Below are 15,788 nucleotides of genomic sequence, written 5' to 3' on the forward strand. Positions count from 1 at the left end.
TAAACCAGCCTGCTTGCCTAAAGACAGTCAGTCGATCTTTATGCACATCTTTTTCAAGTTAAACTAGTTTTGGCTGCTACTCAATGTACCTTTCTTATCATATCATTTTTCTGCTTAAATGTAACCTAAATTTTGTTGCTTACAGCCTCCTGAAACGTTTTTAGACGATCTGCATGACTGATTTTTTAACAGTTAATAGACTGCATCAGCCCCTCTTGAGCAAATCTTATAGCTTAAAGTCTGCAGTTTGTCTCTAACATCTGCGAACCGCCTGTCCCATTTTTTCCAAAAAAATGCAATATGAGCAAAATTTTGATATACTGAATAAAATTAAACACAGCCAAAAAGCTGTGTAATACCATAGGTCAAAAAAGCAGAGGTTCAAGTTTTACGTTGCCTTTCTAGTCGTCTTGACAGTGGTGTGCCTGCGAAATCAAAGATTTCGGACTTGCCGCCTTTTCATACGGATTATTTATGGCCTTTGTATCTTGTTGGAATTGAACACGGCCTAAACGCTGTGAGAAAAAGACCGCCCTTCCTTGAGTCTTCAATGACTCAGCGGTCGGACGCCTATTTTCTCTTTGCGTTCTTTACGGCCTTTGTATCTTGTTATAAGGAGTGATAAAATGGCATATCTTTACGATTTTACAGTTAAAGCTCAAGATCAGTCGGATGTCTCTCTGCGGGACTATCAAGGCTCTGTTGTTTTGGTCGTCAACACTGCAACCGGATGCGGCTTAACCCCGCAGTATGAAGGACTGCAAAAGCTCTATGACACTTATCGGACACAAGGTTTTACTATCCTTGACTTCCCATGCAATCAGTTTATGGGACAGGCGCCAGGAACAGCCGAAGAAATTAATAGCTTCTGTACGTTGAACTATCAAACCACATTCCCGCGCTTTGCTAAGATTGAGGTCAACGGTAAAAACACTGTTCCGCTTTATCAATGGCTGAAAGCTGAGAAAAAGGGGCCTTTAGGCCAAAAAATTGAATGGAATTTTGCTAAATTTCTCATTGACCGTCAAGGCAATGTGGTCCAGCGTTTTTCGTCCAAGACAGAGCCTGATGACATTGACGCTGCTGTCCAAAAACTGCTGTAAACTGCATCCGGAAAGACGAGCTTTCCCCTCTTTAACCATTAATATAACAAACTGTTAAAAAGCTCTTCCCCAAAGCCTGTCAGCTACAAGGCTGAAACTTTGGAAAAGAGCTTTTCTTCTTTAATTATCATAGACATCCTGATAAAACTCAATTTTATCCCCGTCTTTTACTTTTATTTGATCAGCTGCTTTCGGTGCTAATTCATCATTGAGCATAAACATCCAATATTTACCGGCCTTCTCATCCTGCTCCAAACCATCGATAGCTGTAATAAAGCCGTCCGTTTCTTCAACTTCATAATTATCCTGTAAAACATCCATTACCGTATCCCCTTTTTTAAAGCCTACATTTTCATCAATCGTATTGCTGTCTTCCTGAACAATCAGCCGAACAGTTCCAGCATCTGACGATGCTGTACTTTTAGTGGAATTACTGCTGCAGGCTGTTAAGAGGATGAAAGAAAGGGTGATTAGAATAAGCTTACTGATTTTTTTCATAGATGAATCTCCTAAAAATAGATACTAATAACGGATAAAAAAATAGAGTCGATAAGGCATGAGCCAGATTAAAACTCAGCCCTGCCATTATATAGCTCCACCAGGGCATACTGTAAATAAGGGCATAGCAAAAATCAATAATACAGCCATAAAACGCTCCGAGCAGACCAGCAAAAACAGACTGCAGAACAAGTTTCTGCTGCTGTTCCGACAGCAGCGTTTCTGTCAGTGGATACAGTAGATAACGCCAGAGTACTAGTATAGCTCCAAAGGCCAATATCTGCCACAGCACCCAAGGCCCAAAGCCCAAAAGAAATGAAGAAACCAGCATAGTCACAGCCATGGTTAAAAAGCTCTCAGACAGGCTCCAACTTACAGACAGAAGTAAAAAAACAGCAGTAATAGGCTGAACATTAGGCAGTCCTGCAAAAGCGTACCGTAAAACAACACATAAAGCTGATAGCATAGCAATTCGGCTGATTTTTTGCAGTACAGCTGATGAATTCCCTCTTTTCATATGTTTTTAGTTTAGCTTAAAGCCCTTATGCTGTCAAGGTCAGCGAAGAAACGCAAAAAGGAGCCGATGCTTTTTGTTAAACAGGCTCCTGAGCTTTATCAAAAGCCCAGAAAGTCCTGTCCCCGTCTTCATCAGTTTTCAGCAAATAATAATGATTAATGTTTTTCTTCTGCTGAAAAGGCGGCAGCAAAAGCCGAGACCACTGAAAAACTTGTGAAAGAAAAATCAAGACGATAAAAAACGAACGTTTTGTGTTAGTCAAACGGGACTAAGTTTATATCGTTCGTTTTTTAATTTTTTTATTGCTTTTCTACCAGTTTATTTGTTGATACTTTCATTGAGATGACTTTTTCAGTGGCCTTGCAAAATTTCATTTCTCCCAAACTTCGTCAATAATTTCTTTGACAAGGGCTAGCTTTTTCCACTGATCAGCCTCTGTTAAAATATTTCCTTCTTCAGTTGAAGCAAAGCCGCATTGAGTAGACAGCCAAAGCTGTTCCAGTGGCAGGAAGCGAGCAGCCTCTTTAATCCTCGATATAACAGTTTCCTTATCTTCGAGTTTTGCTTCTTTGCTTGTTATCAAACCAAGAACAGCGATTTTGCTGTCACTTATTTCTGCCAGCGGTTCAAATCCACCGGATCGCTCATTATCAAACTCCAGGAAATAACTGCTGACCTCTTCTTTCCCAAACAGCTCTTCTGCAACAGTCTCATAGCCGCCGGAAGAAGCCCATGTCGAATGATAATTGCCTCGGCAGACATGAGTGTTAACCTGCAAGCCATCTGGAACATTTTGATAGACATCATTATTTAGGGTTAAAAAGAGAGCAGCCAGCTCTTCACGCACTTCCTGTGCTGTCTGTCCGCGGGCCGAGCCCCAGGCTGTCAGGAAACGGTCATCAACCAGAGTCCCCCAAGTGCAGTCATCCACCTGAAGCGTCTTTAGACCAAGTGCGACTAAATCATTAATAACCTGTAAATAAGCTTTTTTGATATCCTTGCGCAAATCAGTGAAATCTGGATAAACAGCTTCCAGCTGTTTAACGTGCTCTTCATCGCGGATAAGCTCAAAATAAAACTGAGCTGGAGCCGGAACGGTATATTTAGCTTCGGCTGTACCGCCGCTTTTATCAACATAGTCTTTTAAAAAGCGGTAAGCCTCAACAAAAGGGTGATCAGTTCCTGTAATTTTCCCAGTGATCAAAGCTGAATCAGGCCGTGTTGTTTCACCATGAAAACGATAACCTTCTGCTGCTTGGACATGTTCGATGCCGCCAAAACTCCAGAAAAAATCAAGGTGCCAGTAACTGCGTCTGAATTCTCCATCAGTCACTTTTTCCAATCCGGCAGCAAGCTGCTTATCAACTAGCTGTTTGATGCATTTGTCCTCAACAGCCTTTAACTGCTCTCCTGAAAGTTTTCCTGCAGCAAATGCTTCACGCGCTTTGATGAGCTCCTCGGGACGCAAAAAAGAACCTACATGCTCAAAATATTTTTTCCCCACTGTCATTATCCTCCCTGCAATTTTCTAATGGCTTTATTTTAACAAAGAATGGTATAGCTGTAAATTATATTTATATTATGATTTGCTATAGTTATAAATTATAACGGCAGCAGAAAAAGAGCAGGCTCTGCAAGCGTTTTTCTTTTTTTGTAAAAATATCAGCAGATAAGGATAAAAACGGCTAAGAATTTTGATTTTTTCATCGTTTTAGGTTACAATAAAAATAATGAGAAGAAGAATTAAGCCAATTGTTGTTTTCGTTTTTTTCAGTCTCCTCAGTATCTTGCTTATCGTCAGTAAGATTCACACCGATAATGTTCTTCAAAATCGGATAGTAACTGCGGAGAAAACGATTCCTTCTACCAGCAGTCAGACAGAGGAAGAAACGACAACAGCAGATTCAGAGGAAGACACATTTGTTCTCAATCCGATTATCGATGTATCAGGATGGCAACTTCCTAGTGAGATTGACTATGATACTTTATCACAAAATATTTCCGGAGCTATCGTGCGTGTTTATGGAGGGTCACAAATCAGCAAAGATAGCAATGCCGCCTATACTACTGGTATTGATAAATCGTTTAAGAGACATATTGAGGAATTCCAAAAGCGCGATGTTCCTGTTGCTGTCTACAGCTACGCGTTAGGAACCAGCGTCAAAGAAATGAAGGAAGAGGCTAAAACATTTTACGAGAATGCTTCTCCTTATAATCCCACTTTTTACTGGATTGACGTTGAGGAAGAAACCATGTCAGACATGAACAAAGGGGTCAAAGCCTTCCGGGAAGAGCTTGAGCGTCTGGGTGCCGAAAACATCGGTATCTATATCGGCACTTATTTCATGGAAGAACAAGGGATATCCGTAGACGGTTTTGATGCTGTCTGGATTCCGACATACGGTTCTGATTCAGGTTATTATAATAGTGCTCCCGAGACAGATTTAGATTACGATCTTCATCAATACACTTCCCAAGGTTATCTCAGCGGCTTCAGCAGTCCCTTGGATTTAAACCAGATTGCTGTAACAAAAGATACCAAAGAAACCTATGAGAAACTTTTTGGAAAAATAGAAGAATGAGGTTGGGACAAAAAGTCCTGCCTCGTTTTACTTTTTTAAACAGATGAGTTTGACGCAGCGGCTGATTGGAAGTTCTTATCCCTTGTTGCGTAAGGGACAGCGACCTCCCCAATCAACTGTGCGGAGGCGGGATGCCATATTTTATGACAGTTTCCCGATTGTTGTCCCACTCTCATCTTATTGACAAGAGAATTCTTTTTATGCTATAGTGTAAACAAGTAAATAATAGTTGAACATCACAAAGGAGTGCTTCGGCTGAGATCGCACCTGCGAAATCCTCAAAACCTGATCTCGTTAGAACGAGCGTAGGGATTGTGACCATTTAAATATTGGTGGCCGGACTGACTTCTTTGAAAACAAAGGAGTTTTTTTATATGTCCAGTAAAATCAACGCTCTCATTGAAGCCGCCATCATTGCCGCTCTAGCGATGGCACTGTCGCTTGTTCCTGATTTTGCCAGCTGGTTTACACCGTCTTTCGGAGCAGCGCCTCTCATCCTGTTCTCACTGCGCAGAGGCAGCAAATATGGTATCTTTGCAGGCTTTATTTGGGGACTGCTGTATTTTATTTTAGGTAGAGTTTATTATCTCAGTCTCAGCCAAGTTCTGCTGGAATATATCCTAGCTTTTGCCTCAATGGGGCTGGCAGGACTGTTTGCCGCTCCACTGCAAAAGGCACTCAAACAGCAGCAACGTAAAAAGGCACTTTTTTCAGCCTTAATTGCCGCTTGTTTTGCCGTCTTCACCAGATATTTCTGGCATTTTCTTGCTGGTGTTATTTTCTGGGGGGCTTATGCACCAAAAGGGATGTCACCGCTTTTTTACTCTCTGCTTGTCAATGGCAGTGCCTGCATCTTCACTCTGCTGTTTGTCACGGCAGCACTGATTATTCTATTAATGACACAAAGCTCTTTCTTCCTGCCTAAGCGCTAAGAAGTCGCAGCAATGTGAGAGTGCACCTCAAAAATCACCGCAGAAGCTGCCTTTGGCACCAGACTATAACAAGCAAGTTCTTTTTTACAACTGAGCTATGACTAAAACTGATAAACAAGATCATCTCTCCTGCTGCAGACTGATAATATTAAGGACATGATCAGCCTCTTTGTCAGCGCAATAGTTTTCCTGCTGTTACTGAAAAAGATTTAAAAATATGAAATAACATGTGGAAATCCTATTCCCAGCTGTATTTTGCAGGTCATATAAATGTTAAAAAGAAGAATAAAATGGTATAATAATAATGAAATTATTATACTGTTTTTTACTGCTATCACTGACCATTCAGAAATAAAATGAGCAAGAAAAAGAAAACGAAAAAAACATTAGCTGAACAGATTTTAGATAAGGCCAAGATTCCTTATGACAGTTTGACCGTCAATGCCCTGACTGGCGAGCTGCCTCAGGATGTTGACTCTTCTGATATTTTCAAGACTTTGGCACTGACGGGAGACAAAAGCGGACCGATTATTGGTATTGTCCCTATTACAGAGCGGCTTTCTGAGAAAAAATTAGCCAGACTTTCTGCTAATAAAAAAGTGACAATGATTCCTCAAAAGGATCTGCAAAAAACGACAGGCTATGTCCATGGTGCCAATAATCCTGTCGGTATCCGCCAAAAGCATCGTTTCCCTATATTTATTGATAAAACTGCTTTAAAAAAAGGAAAGATCATTGTATCAGCTGGAGAAATCGGCCGTTCACTCAGAATTGACAGCCAAAGCTTAGCAGCTTTCGTTCAGGCTGAGTTTGCAGAGATTATTGAAGATTAGATTAGGAAGGAAAAAGCAAATGAAACTTTATTTTGTCAGACACGGCAAGACACAGTGGAATCTGGAGGGGCGCTTTCAGGGAGCCGGAGGCGACTCTCCGCTTTTAGAAGAAACCATTGAAGAAATTGAAACGTTGGGCCGCTACCTTTCACACATCCCTTTTGATGCGGTCTACTCCAGTGATTTAAGGCGTGCTAAAGAAACTGGACGGATTATCAATAAACAAAATAAAAACCCCAAAATCATTCAGTATACGCCTGCCCTGCGTGAATGGCGGCTGGGTAAGCTGGAAGGCAGTAAAATCAGCACAATGACTTCTATCTATCCCCAGCAAATGAAAGCTTTCCGGCATAATCTGGCTAAATTTAATGCCAGTATGTTCGAAGCAGAATCAGTTTACCAGACGACTCAGCGAGTGAGAGAGCTGATTGCTTCACTCAGGCATAAAAGTTTTGAAAATGTTCTATTTATCGGCCATGGAGCCAATCTGACCGCTTCTATCCAGTCGCTTCTAGGCTTTGCGCCTGCTAACCTTCGCCGATTGGGAGGTTTAGATAATCTCAGCCTGACCGTCCTTGAAACCAGTGATTTTGAGCAATATAACTGCCTGTTATGGAATGATAAATCTTATCTGACAGAAGTGCAGGAGGAAGTTCAGCAAAATCTTTAACCACAAAAAAGCAAGAGGCAGGACTTTTGTCCTTGCCTCTTGCTTTTTTAAACAGATGCGTTTGGCGCAGTGGCTGATTGGACGTTCTTATCCCTTGCTGCGCAAGGGATAGCTGCCTCCATAATCAACTGTGCGGAGGCGGGACGGCAAAATCGAAAGCATTATGTTATGACAATTTATGATTTTTGTCCCGCTCTCTTAAATGCGTTAGGTGTTAAAAGGTATTATTTCGTATACTTCATCCGCAGGATTTTCTCCTGATTTTTGTTCAAACGTAGTAAAATAACCACTTTGTCAACACTCATATTGCTGGCAAGAAGCCGCTCTGCAGCCATCATGAGACCGTTATTAATCCCTAGCTGCAAGATAGGGTTCTTTTTATCGTTAGCATCAAAGATGAATTTATTATCAGGCAGATCAAAGAGCACTTTAACAGCTCCGTACAGCTGTTCAAAACTGTCAATTTCCAAATCAAAGACCGGCTTGGTCCCCGGCTTTAAAACACGGTCGCGGTGATTGAACCACATCGAATGCCAGCCGCTGTTAAAAGCACCCATGACATCATTATCGTAAGAATCTCCAACATACAGCGTTGTGGCAGGATTCATGTCAAACTGCTCTGCAGCCAGATTAAAAAGTTCTTTCTTAGGTTTTTGAAAACCGGTAGCCTGACTGACAAGAACGCGTTTGGGATCGACATAATCATATAAGCCTAATTTTCTAATCTTTTTCAGCTGATGTTCGGTTGGACCGTTGGTAATAATGCCTATAGGCACGTTTTTAGCTTTTAGAAAATCCAGAGTCAGCCGCATCTCATCAAGCATGGTAATATGATCGAGCTTATTTTCATATACAGTCTGAAACTGCTTGCCCTCTTCAGGACTGATTTCACGGTAAGAAAAATCTAACAGTGTCTCCTTGCAGCGCCAAAAGCGAAAGTATTCTGTTGTCCATTCTCCTGCCATAACACGCGGAAATCCCTGATCGGAATAATGACGGAAACGGATGTAAGCCTGATTAATCACCGTCATATCAAAATCCGGAAAAGACTGCTCTATAGCCAGCCGGTAAGGGGCCTGCTGATCATAAATGGTATCATCAACATCAAAGACAATCGAAGTAATCATATATGCATTCTTTCTTAAATTTTCATCAGTCTGTCTATTATACTATTTTTTACCAGCGATTTCAATTCAGATCCCCATACTGAGTCACCAGCAGAACACTTCTTCCTGATTAAAATAAAGATGTGATCTGCTGGCTTTTGTGGTACAATAAGATGTACAACTTATGGGAGGAAACTATGTCTAACCAACATAACGAAGAATTAAATGACCAGCAGCTGGTGCGCCGGGAAAAAATGGCAGCCCTTCTTGAACAGGGGATAGACCCTTTTGGCAAACGTTTTGAGCGTACGGCTCTTTCTGGTCAGCTGAAAGAAAAATACGGTGATAAAACAAAGGAAGAGCTGGATGCTCTAAATGAAACAGCCACTATTGCCGGCCGGCTGATGACCAAACGCGGCAAAGGTAAAGTTGGTTTCGCCCATCTGCAGGATCGTCAGGGACAAATTCAAATCTATGTCCGTAAGGATGCTGTCGGCGAAGACAACTATGATATTTTTAAAAAAGCTGATCTGGGGGATTTCCTTGGTGTAACAGGGCAAATTATGCGGACCAATATGGGGGAGCTGTCTATTAAAGCTGACCATATTACTCATTTATCCAAGGCTTTGCGGCCCCTTCCAGAGAAATTTCACGGTCTGACTGATGTTGAAACCATTTATCGTAAACGATACTTGGACTTGATTTCTAATCGTGAAAGCTTTGAACGCTTTGTTACACGCAGTCAAATTATCTCAGATATTCGGCACTATCTTGATGGGATGGGATTTTTAGAAGTGGAGACACCCGTCCTTCATAACGAAGCAGGGGGTGCTGCTGCTAAACCTTTTATGACCCATCATAACGCTCAAGATATGGATATGGTTCTGCGTATTGCTACCGAACTGCATTTAAAACGGTTAATTGTCGGCGGCATGGAGCGTGTTTACGAAATCGGCCGTATCTTCCGCAACGAAGGCATGGATGCTACCCATAATCCTGAATTTACTTCTATCGAAGTTTATCAGGCATACGCCGATTACCAGGATATTATGGACTTAACAGAAGGCATTATTCAGCATGCCGCTAAAGCAGTCAAAGGGGATGGTCCTATCAGCTATCAAGGGCAGGAAATCAAAATCAATGAACCCTTTAAACGTGCTCATATTGTCGATCTGATAAGAGACGTTACCGGTATTGACTTTTGGCAGCCAATGTCTTTTGACGAAGCGAAAAAGCTGGCAGAGGAGAAAAACATTTCTGTTGAAAAACATTTCACCTCAGTCGGCCACATTATCAATGCTTTTTTTGAAGAATTTGTAGAAGACACTCTTATTCAGCCGACTTTTGTTTACGGACATCCGGTAGAGGTATCGCCTTTGGCCAAGAAAAATGCTGACGATCCGCGCTTTACCGATCGTTTTGAACTCTTCATAATGACAAAAGAGTATGCTAATGCTTTTACAGAACTGAATGATCCGCTTGATCAGCTCAAGCGTTTTGAAGCCCAAGCTCAGGCAAAAGCCTTGGGAGACGATGAAGCTACCGGTATCGATCACGACTTTATCGAAGCTCTCGAATACGGCATGCCGCCGACAGGCGGGCTGGGAATCGGCATTGACCGCTTAGTTATGCTTCTCACGGATACGACAACTATTCGTGATGTCCTGCTTTTCCCAACGATGAAGTAAATCTATGAAAAAAAGTTATTTATCCTTTTTATCAGCTTCTATCTTTATCCTTTACGGGATTTTTGCATCCAAGTACAGCTTTATTGGGCTGGGATTGGTTTTTATTATCATCGGACTTGCTGATAGGCTTAAAAAATAGTAATAGTTTTAACGAAAAATTCCCTGAATCACTTAAGATCGGTTCAGGGGTTTTTATGGTCCAAAAACACCATGCAGCACAATGCAGTTTTAAAATACTAACCAAAAAGTTTTTATACAGCTTGACAGATTTTTTTTAATAGTCTATTATTTAGTTAACCTAAATATATTTTAGGTTAACTTTTTCAAAGAGGAAAGCTATTATGACTTCTAAAACTTTAGGACTGGTACTACCTGCTCTTGGCGCTGCTGTAATTGCTGCAGCATCACAGCTGACTATCCCATTAGGCAGCATTCCGTTTACCCTGCAGACTTTAGCGGTCGGCTTAGTTGCCACTCTCTTTCGTAAGCGTGAGGCTGTTTTGAGCCTCTTACTCTATCTCTTTTTGGGAGCTGTCGGATTGCCGGTTTTTGCCGGCGGAACGGGAGGACTGGCTGCCCTTATAGGACCGGCTGCAGGTTTTCTGTGGGGCTTTATTGGATATGCTGCTCTGACTTCTGCTCTTGTTTCCCCAAAAAATTCTGCTCCAGCTGTTTTTGCGGCAAATATTTTAGGGGACAGTGTGGTTTTTATATGCGGCATGCTGGGACTCATGTTTCTTGCAAAAATGCCCTTGCACTCTGCCTTCGCTGCCGGTGTGTTACCCTTTATTCTGCCGGACTTAGGAAAGTTGGTTATTGTCACCTTTTTAGCAAAATCTCTGTTCAGAGCTTTAAAAAATGAGGATTATTTCACATAACCCTCATTTTTTATTGGTGAAAGCATCCACCATTGTCTGAAATTCTTCATTGGTTAATGTAATGCCCTTACCCATTTTCGTATGATCGGGACTCCATGACCGGATGTCATATTTCGCCGGAGCGCCATTAAAACTGACGCGGTTCAGCTCCTTAGTCCAGCCTTTATCGTTTTCAGACAGAACCAAAAGTTTTTCTTCGATTTCAAATGTAAATTCTGACATATGCCCTCCTATAAAGTCTATTCGAAAATGCTAATTAAAATAGTCCTTTTATTTTTATTGCAAAATATTTTTTTTTTCGCAAAAATGGTGTATAATCATTCTATCAATTTTTTGGGGAAATAACGATGAAAAAAGTTTTACAATTGCTTAAATCCTATTTATATGAATTTATTGAACCAAGTTCTAAACCGAAAGAAATTACGCTGAAAGCCAATCAGATTGCCCACACCATTAAACAAGCCCAAAAAAAACATCTGGCTCTCCACGCTATCTATGGCGATAAAAGTTTTGCTGGTGATTTAGTCAAATACGATAAAAAAGAAGGTAAGTTGATTCTTAAAAATTTTTCACAAAATATTTCAACTATTATTTCTATAAAAGACATCGACCGTCTGTCATTAGTCCCCAAAACAGTCCGTTATTCTCAGACACTCACAAATAAAAAGAATTGAACAGGAAAACCAGCCAGACTTTCCTGTTCATTTTTTATTAAGATACAAAGGACGTTTAAAAAGCGACTGAAAAATAGGGGCCCAACCGATGTGTTGCAAAACACAAGGGAGGGACATCTTTTTTCCGAGCTTTTAGGCCGTGTTCAATTCATTAAGATACAAAGGCCGTGAAAAAATCCATATGAAAAGGCGGTAAGTCCGAAATCTCTGATTTCGCAGACGCACCCCTGCCAGGATGACTAGAAGGGTGCGGTCGGCTGTTAAGACGACAAAGCCTTCAGTCAGCTACGGCTGGCGGTAAGTCCGAAATCTCTGATTTCGCAGACGCACCTCTGCCAGGACGACTAGGGAGCGAGACAGAACCCCAGACCATAGCGTTCGACATCTCGCCCCCGCAAAGCCTAGCAGACATTTTAAAGCTTTGAAAAAGCGACTAAAATAACGCTAGGCTACTGCGTCTTGTTTATAGTACAAGCAATGATTTGGGAGGCTGGGATTTTTGTCTGCTTTCAGATAGCTTAAATGGGCAGGCCAAGACAGCTAGCTGATAGAGTCAGACACGAACAGTCCGGCTTGTCCCATCTTCTCTGTACAGATTGACCAGCCCTTCTTTGCATGTCCGAATCATATCCCCAGGTTTTACAGGCTGCGGTACTGTAATCGTCAGCAATTCCATCGGGTTAGGAGCTCGGTCAATTTTGTTGCCTTCAGAGTCATGCAAGTCTCTGATATAACAGCCGAAATGACGGAACCCAGGGCCGTAAAATTCGACAGGATCTCCTTCTAGAATCACATTGCGCTGACGGATAGTTGCTGTCATATTTTTTTCGTCAAAAGCGACAACTTCTCCCACAAATTTATATTGCGGAATTTTCCTGCGGGCACCGAACAGCTGCTCTTCTTCACTTGGAGTTTTGTAATAAAAACCGGTTGCTAATTCGCGCTGAGCCACTTTCCACAGTTCATCAATAAGATCTTCTTTAATAGCTTCAAATTTTTCCGGACTTTCCATATAAGCATCCACTGCTGCTTTATAACAATTGGTAACTGTTGATACATAATGGATAGATTTCATACGGCCTTCTATTTTCAGACTGTCAACACCATTTTCAATCATATCCGGAATATGCTCAATCATGCACATATCAACTGCTGACATAGAAAATTCCTCAGGAATTTCGCCTTTAAGAGAGCGACGCTCCTGACCGAAAGGCAGATCATACAAATCATATTTCCAGCGGCAGGACTGCGAACAGCCGCCCCGATTAGCATCCCGGTGGCTCATGTGGTTAGACAGTACACAGCGGCCTGAATAAGAAATACACATGGCGCCATGGACAAAAGCTTCAATTTCAACAGCTGTCCGCTTACGAATTTCAGCCAATTCAGCCATAGAAACCTCACGCGCCAGAACTACCCGGGTCAGACCAAGTTCTTTCCAAAATTCAAAGGTTTCGTAATTAGTAGATGACGCTTGGGTCGATAGATGAATCTCTAAACCAGGAGCTTCTGTTGCGCAAATCACAATGAGCGCAGGATCCGAAACAATAACAGCATCCAGTCCCATATCTCTCAGCTCACGAAACCACTCTCCTGCTCCTATTTCATTGCCTTCATGTGTAACCATATTTGCAGCAACATAGACTTTTGCACCTCTTTGGTGAGCGTAATCAATGCCTTCCTGCATTTCTTCCATGGAAAAGTTACCTGCTCGGCTGCGCAGACCGTAGGCCTGTCCGCCGACAAAAACAGCATCTGCGCCGTAATCAATAGCAACTTTTAATTTTTCTAAGGTCCCGGCAGGCGATAACACTTCCGGACGTTTCAACTTCTTTGTCATTATTTATCCATTCTTTCTAGATCGTTATAAGAGAAAACCTTAACAAAACAGTCAAAATCCAAAAAATACTAACTGTTATTTGACCAAGCCCGGATCAAAATCATAAAAACCGGTATCAAGACCGCGGCCAGCTGGATGCCAGTGCCTGATTTTTTCATCTAAAAGCACTGCCTGCTCTTGTGAAAATTCTCCGGCTTCCAGCATTCTTCTGGCTTCAACAAAAATTTTAGCAATTTCAACAAAGTTTTGCCCCGGACAGTAAATACCGTCCAATTTCCAGTGAGTAAAACGGTGTTCTGCCAGCTCTGTCAATTTAGTCATCATATCAATATCATTATTGACAAATATATGTGTTCCGTGCTTATCCTCATAAATGGAATAGTGACTGGCTGGATCGCTGGGCTCAGCAAGGAAGAGTCCGCGTTCACGAGTTTTTTCATCATCAATATGTGTAAAATTATAGTAATTTTGCAGGAGAGGGCGTTTTGAGTGATGGATAACGGAAGCACCGTAAACCAAAATTTCCGCTGGAAACTCCAGATTTTCAGAAATCTTAAACAATTCTGCTGACGGGATTTCCCTAGCCAGCACAGTTTCAACAGCTCCATGCTGCCCCCAGAAATTGACCTGCCGACTGGAGGTTACAAAGACTGAAGCGTCATAAATTAATTTGAAATGATAGCCTTCATGCTTGTTAACATAAAAAACACCGGCATCACCTGCCACAAGATAATCTGCTTTAATCTCTTTCATAAAATCTAAAAAGGGTCTGATACTGTCCATCATATCCTGATGCATCAAAGCATTGCAGGCAACTGTCAGTTCTTTCCCAGCATTATGAACGAGGTCTGCAATTTGTTTCAGTTCATCATAAGAAAAATTATGAGGCAGCCGCAAACCATAATCAGCTTCTCCAACATAAATACGGTCAACACCGGCTTTTAAAAGTTCCTCAGCCTGAGCAACTGACTCAGCGGTTGCTGTAATAATGATTTTTTCCATAATAAATCTATTATACCAAAACTTCATCTCTTTGAACAATTTCTCGAAAAAATGGTGACAAAATTCTGCTTTTATGTTATTATAGTTCAGTATTTCAAAACTAAACACAGATTATGTTAAAGAAAAGGCTCTCTGGCCCCGCTTTGACGGGCAGCCTAATCAGCAGCCGATGCGGCAAAAACTTTAGACCGCCTTTATATTTTAGTAAAAGGAGGGATGTGTATGGCAGCGCCATTAAAAAAAACTGAACAGTTCGAACAAGAAGAACTGCAAGAAGCGCCTTCTCCCAAATTTCAAGAATTTCAAGAAATCAACAGTAATAATGCTAAATTCCGTGAACTAATGTTTTTTACACGCGTTGCAATTTTCGCTGTGACAACTGTACTGACCGCTTTCACTTTACTGGCTTTCAATCTGTCGCCTGTCTGGTCTTTTATCTTTGCGCTGCTTATCAGTGCTGCAATAACATCAACCCTTTCAGTATTTATCATGTCTTTAAAAAAATAACTCAGCCGAGTTATTTTTTTTATTTCTCTCGTTCAGAATCAGCTTAATTTTGCTCACTGTCAGAAGAGTCCGCTTTCTCATCCGTGTCTGTGTAATCAATGATAATATCTTCTGCTTCTTCAGTCACATCATCATCTTGCCTGTCTGCTTCAGAATCAGAAGTTTCTGTATCGCTGCATTTTTCTTTAGCCTCATTCATTTTTTCATTGGCAAACTGGGCAACCTGATTAGTTTTTTCCCTAACGGCTGAAATAATATCTTCTTTAGTCAGTTCTCCAGTCTGCCATTTTTCTTTATAGTCATTAAAGGTATCAACGGCCAGCTGAGAGTATTCTGCAGCTTTTTCCTTTGCTGCTTGATGATAATGCTCTGGTTCCTGTTTGTAGGCCTCATAAGCTTTAGTTAATTTAACCTTGAATTCCTTCCCTTTTTCAGTTGAAAGGAAATAGGCCGCGGCTGCGCCTGAAGCGGCTCCGACAATAACAGTTTTTAAAAATTTATGCATCATTAATCTCCTTTTCTGCGAAATAATTTAGAGGCAAACCTGCCAATTGTAAAGGCTGTCCCAGCTTTACTGACAGTTGAAGCTGTCGCTGTCGCCTTGTGGCCGAAATTTCTGGCCTGGCTGTTCAAGTCAGAAACACTTTCTGACAAATCTGCAATTGCTGTAAAGAGAGGATCAATTGTGGCAACCTTGCCATTGACATCTTCAACAAGAACATTTGTTTTAGCTAAAAGTTCGTTTGTTTGGTGAAAAGTAATATCAGCATCGCTTCTCAATACTGAAATGGTCTCGCTGACCTCTGTTTTCATGGCTGCAATCGTTTCATTAACTTCGTCTACTGTTTTATTTAATTTTAACGCAGTAGGCACAATAACACCAACCAAAACTGCAAAAGCAATTCCAATAATCAAGAGGGCAATTCCAACTAAATCCATTTTTTTCTCCTGTCTTTTT

General features: G+C 41.3%; 19 protein-coding genes and 1 riboswitch. Of the genes, 10 read left to right on the top strand and 9 right to left on the bottom strand.

Annotated features, from left to right (window positions below; translation table 11 throughout):
- Window positions 1-626: 626 nt before the first annotated feature.
- Window positions 627-1,103, top strand: coding sequence for a glutathione peroxidase (locus DDV21_RS08095; protein WP_116878217.1), 477 nt, complete (start codon window positions 627-629; stop codon window positions 1,101-1,103).
- A 120-nt stretch (window positions 1,104-1,223) separates the two neighbouring features.
- Here DDV21_RS08095 and DDV21_RS08100 read toward each other — a convergent pair whose 3' ends face one another.
- From DDV21_RS08100 to DDV21_RS08115, 3 genes are all read right to left on the bottom strand, one after another.
- Window positions 1,224-1,601 carry a DUF4430 domain-containing protein gene (locus DDV21_RS08100; protein WP_116878216.1) on the bottom strand — a complete coding sequence of 126 codons (378 nt, stop codon included), beginning with the start codon at window positions 1,599-1,601 and terminating at the stop codon, window positions 1,224-1,226.
- Entirely contained in the window at window positions 1,585-2,118 is a 534-nt protein-coding gene (locus DDV21_RS08105) for an ECF transporter S component (RefSeq protein WP_116878215.1), read from the bottom strand. The genes DDV21_RS08100 and DDV21_RS08105 overlap by 17 nt, the downstream gene beginning before the upstream one ends.
- Before the next feature lie 370 nt (window positions 2,119-2,488).
- Window positions 2,489-3,628 (bottom strand): 5-methyltetrahydropteroyltriglutamate--homocysteine S-methyltransferase, encoded by a 1,140-nt coding sequence (locus tag DDV21_RS08115; RefSeq protein ID WP_181963481.1) that lies wholly within the window; start codon window positions 3,626-3,628, stop codon window positions 2,489-2,491.
- A gap of 220 nt (window positions 3,629-3,848) precedes the next feature.
- Between DDV21_RS08115 and DDV21_RS08120 the strand changes: the two genes are divergently transcribed.
- The 4 genes from DDV21_RS08120 to DDV21_RS08135 all read left to right on the top strand — a co-directional run bounded on the left by DDV21_RS08120 (window position 3,849) and on the right by DDV21_RS08135 (window position 7,135).
- The gene (locus tag DDV21_RS08120) at window positions 3,849-4,700 is read left to right on the top strand and encodes a glycoside hydrolase family 25 protein (protein WP_116878214.1); all 852 of its coding nucleotides are present in this window, start codon (window positions 3,849-3,851) and stop codon (window positions 4,698-4,700) included.
- Between the two features lie 232 nt (window positions 4,701-4,932).
- Window positions 4,933-5,029: riboswitch (TPP riboswitch) on the top strand.
- A 45-nt stretch (window positions 5,030-5,074) separates the two neighbouring features.
- Window positions 5,075-5,632, top strand: a complete 558-nt coding sequence (gene thiT / locus DDV21_RS08125; RefSeq protein ID WP_116878213.1) for an energy-coupled thiamine transporter ThiT — start codon at window positions 5,075-5,077, stop codon at window positions 5,630-5,632.
- A 356-nt stretch (window positions 5,633-5,988) separates the two neighbouring features.
- Window positions 5,989-6,465, top strand: a complete 477-nt coding sequence (locus DDV21_RS08130) for an aminoacyl-tRNA deacylase (protein WP_116878212.1) — start codon at window positions 5,989-5,991, stop codon at window positions 6,463-6,465.
- A gap of 19 nt (window positions 6,466-6,484) precedes the next feature.
- Window positions 6,485-7,135 carry a histidine phosphatase family protein gene (locus tag DDV21_RS08135; protein WP_116878211.1) on the top strand — a complete coding sequence of 217 codons (651 nt, stop codon included), beginning with the start codon at window positions 6,485-6,487 and terminating at the stop codon, window positions 7,133-7,135.
- Window positions 7,136-7,359: 224 nt separating this feature from the next.
- Here the strand turns inward: DDV21_RS08135 and DDV21_RS08140 are convergent, their stop codons facing one another.
- Window positions 7,360-8,262: an HAD family hydrolase gene (locus tag DDV21_RS08140; RefSeq protein ID WP_116878210.1), complete on the bottom strand. Its 903-nt coding sequence runs from the start codon at window positions 8,260-8,262 to the stop codon at window positions 7,360-7,362.
- 176 nt (window positions 8,263-8,438) lie between these two features.
- Here DDV21_RS08140 and lysS point away from each other — a divergent pair, with 176 nt between their 5' ends.
- The 3 genes from lysS to DDV21_RS08150 all read left to right on the top strand — a co-directional run bounded on the left by lysS (window position 8,439) and on the right by DDV21_RS08150 (window position 10,807).
- Window positions 8,439-9,929, top strand: a complete 1,491-nt coding sequence (gene lysS, locus DDV21_RS08145; RefSeq protein ID WP_116878209.1) for a lysine--tRNA ligase — start codon at window positions 8,439-8,441, stop codon at window positions 9,927-9,929.
- A 4-nt stretch (window positions 9,930-9,933) separates the two neighbouring features.
- Entirely contained in the window at window positions 9,934-10,068 is a 135-nt protein-coding gene (locus DDV21_RS12000; protein ID WP_259293360.1) for a hypothetical protein, read from the top strand.
- Window positions 10,069-10,270: 202 nt separating this feature from the next.
- A complete protein-coding gene (locus DDV21_RS08150) occupies window positions 10,271-10,807 on the top strand; it encodes a biotin transporter BioY (RefSeq protein WP_116878208.1) in 537 nt (178 codons plus the stop codon).
- A gap of 3 nt (window positions 10,808-10,810) precedes the next feature.
- Here the strand turns inward: DDV21_RS08150 and DDV21_RS08155 are convergent, their stop codons facing one another.
- Entirely contained in the window at window positions 10,811-11,029 is a 219-nt protein-coding gene (locus DDV21_RS08155; protein WP_116878207.1) for a YdbC family protein, read from the bottom strand.
- A gap of 125 nt (window positions 11,030-11,154) precedes the next feature.
- Here DDV21_RS08155 and DDV21_RS08160 point away from each other — a divergent pair, with 125 nt between their 5' ends.
- Window positions 11,155-11,481 (top strand): hypothetical protein, encoded by a 327-nt coding sequence (locus tag DDV21_RS08160; protein WP_116878206.1) that lies wholly within the window; start codon window positions 11,155-11,157, stop codon window positions 11,479-11,481.
- Between the two features lie 553 nt (window positions 11,482-12,034).
- On the opposite strand, the gene DDV21_RS08165 is transcribed toward DDV21_RS08160, so the two are convergent.
- Window positions 12,035-13,321: a peptidase U32 family protein gene (locus tag DDV21_RS08165; RefSeq protein WP_116878205.1), complete on the bottom strand. Its 1,287-nt coding sequence runs from the start codon at window positions 13,319-13,321 to the stop codon at window positions 12,035-12,037.
- Window positions 13,322-13,396: 75 nt separating this feature from the next.
- Window positions 13,397-14,323, bottom strand: coding sequence for a peptidase U32 family protein (locus tag DDV21_RS08170; protein ID WP_116878204.1), 927 nt, complete (start codon window positions 14,321-14,323; stop codon window positions 13,397-13,399).
- A gap of 222 nt (window positions 14,324-14,545) precedes the next feature.
- Between DDV21_RS08170 and DDV21_RS08175 the strand changes: the two genes are divergently transcribed.
- Window positions 14,546-14,830, top strand: coding sequence for a DUF3270 family protein (locus DDV21_RS08175; RefSeq protein WP_116878203.1), 285 nt, complete (start codon window positions 14,546-14,548; stop codon window positions 14,828-14,830).
- Between the two features lie 43 nt (window positions 14,831-14,873).
- Here the strand turns inward: DDV21_RS08175 and DDV21_RS08180 are convergent, their stop codons facing one another.
- A complete protein-coding gene (locus DDV21_RS08180) occupies window positions 14,874-15,335 on the bottom strand; it encodes a YtxH domain-containing protein (RefSeq protein WP_116878202.1) in 462 nt (153 codons plus the stop codon).
- Between the two features lie 2 nt (window positions 15,336-15,337).
- Window positions 15,338-15,769: a DUF948 domain-containing protein gene (locus DDV21_RS08185; RefSeq protein WP_116878201.1), complete on the bottom strand. Its 432-nt coding sequence runs from the start codon at window positions 15,767-15,769 to the stop codon at window positions 15,338-15,340.
- Between the last annotated feature and the right edge of the window lie 19 nt (window positions 15,770-15,788).

This window comes from Streptococcus chenjunshii (assembly GCF_003086355.1).
Taxonomy (GTDB): domain Bacteria; phylum Bacillota; class Bacilli; order Lactobacillales; family Streptococcaceae; genus Streptococcus; species Streptococcus chenjunshii.

Bases quoted from the DNA above. Each gene is read 5' to 3' on its own strand.
- DDV21_RS08095 (WP_116878217.1), top strand. From the start codon at position 627: ATGGCATATCTTTACGATTTTACAGTTAAAGCTCAAGATCAGTCGGAT.
- DDV21_RS08100 (WP_116878216.1), bottom strand. From the start codon at position 1,601: ATGAAAAAAATCAGTAAGCTTATTCTAATCACCCTTTCTTTCATCCTC.
- DDV21_RS08105 (WP_116878215.1), bottom strand. From the start codon at position 2,118: ATGAAAAGAGGGAATTCATCAGCTGTACTGCAAAAAATCAGCCGAATT.
- DDV21_RS08115 (WP_181963481.1), bottom strand. From the start codon at position 3,628: ATGACAGTGGGGAAAAAATATTTTGAGCATGTAGGTTCTTTTTTGCGT.
- DDV21_RS08120 (WP_116878214.1), top strand. From the start codon at position 3,849: ATGAGAAGAAGAATTAAGCCAATTGTTGTTTTCGTTTTTTTCAGTCTC.
- thiT (WP_116878213.1), top strand. From the start codon at position 5,075: ATGTCCAGTAAAATCAACGCTCTCATTGAAGCCGCCATCATTGCCGCT.
- DDV21_RS08130 (WP_116878212.1), top strand. From the start codon at position 5,989: ATGAGCAAGAAAAAGAAAACGAAAAAAACATTAGCTGAACAGATTTTA.
- DDV21_RS08135 (WP_116878211.1), top strand. From the start codon at position 6,485: ATGAAACTTTATTTTGTCAGACACGGCAAGACACAGTGGAATCTGGAG.
- DDV21_RS08140 (WP_116878210.1), bottom strand. From the start codon at position 8,262: ATGATTACTTCGATTGTCTTTGATGTTGATGATACCATTTATGATCAG.
- lysS (WP_116878209.1), top strand. From the start codon at position 8,439: ATGTCTAACCAACATAACGAAGAATTAAATGACCAGCAGCTGGTGCGC.
- DDV21_RS12000 (WP_259293360.1), top strand. From the start codon at position 9,934: ATGAAAAAAAGTTATTTATCCTTTTTATCAGCTTCTATCTTTATCCTT.
- DDV21_RS08150 (WP_116878208.1), top strand. From the start codon at position 10,271: ATGACTTCTAAAACTTTAGGACTGGTACTACCTGCTCTTGGCGCTGCT.
- DDV21_RS08155 (WP_116878207.1), bottom strand. From the start codon at position 11,029: ATGTCAGAATTTACATTTGAAATCGAAGAAAAACTTTTGGTTCTGTCT.
- DDV21_RS08160 (WP_116878206.1), top strand. From the start codon at position 11,155: ATGAAAAAAGTTTTACAATTGCTTAAATCCTATTTATATGAATTTATT.
- DDV21_RS08165 (WP_116878205.1), bottom strand. From the start codon at position 13,321: ATGACAAAGAAGTTGAAACGTCCGGAAGTGTTATCGCCTGCCGGGACC.
- DDV21_RS08170 (WP_116878204.1), bottom strand. From the start codon at position 14,323: ATGGAAAAAATCATTATTACAGCAACCGCTGAGTCAGTTGCTCAGGCT.
- DDV21_RS08175 (WP_116878203.1), top strand. From the start codon at position 14,546: ATGGCAGCGCCATTAAAAAAAACTGAACAGTTCGAACAAGAAGAACTG.
- DDV21_RS08180 (WP_116878202.1), bottom strand. From the start codon at position 15,335: ATGCATAAATTTTTAAAAACTGTTATTGTCGGAGCCGCTTCAGGCGCA.
- DDV21_RS08185 (WP_116878201.1), bottom strand. From the start codon at position 15,769: ATGGATTTAGTTGGAATTGCCCTCTTGATTATTGGAATTGCTTTTGCA.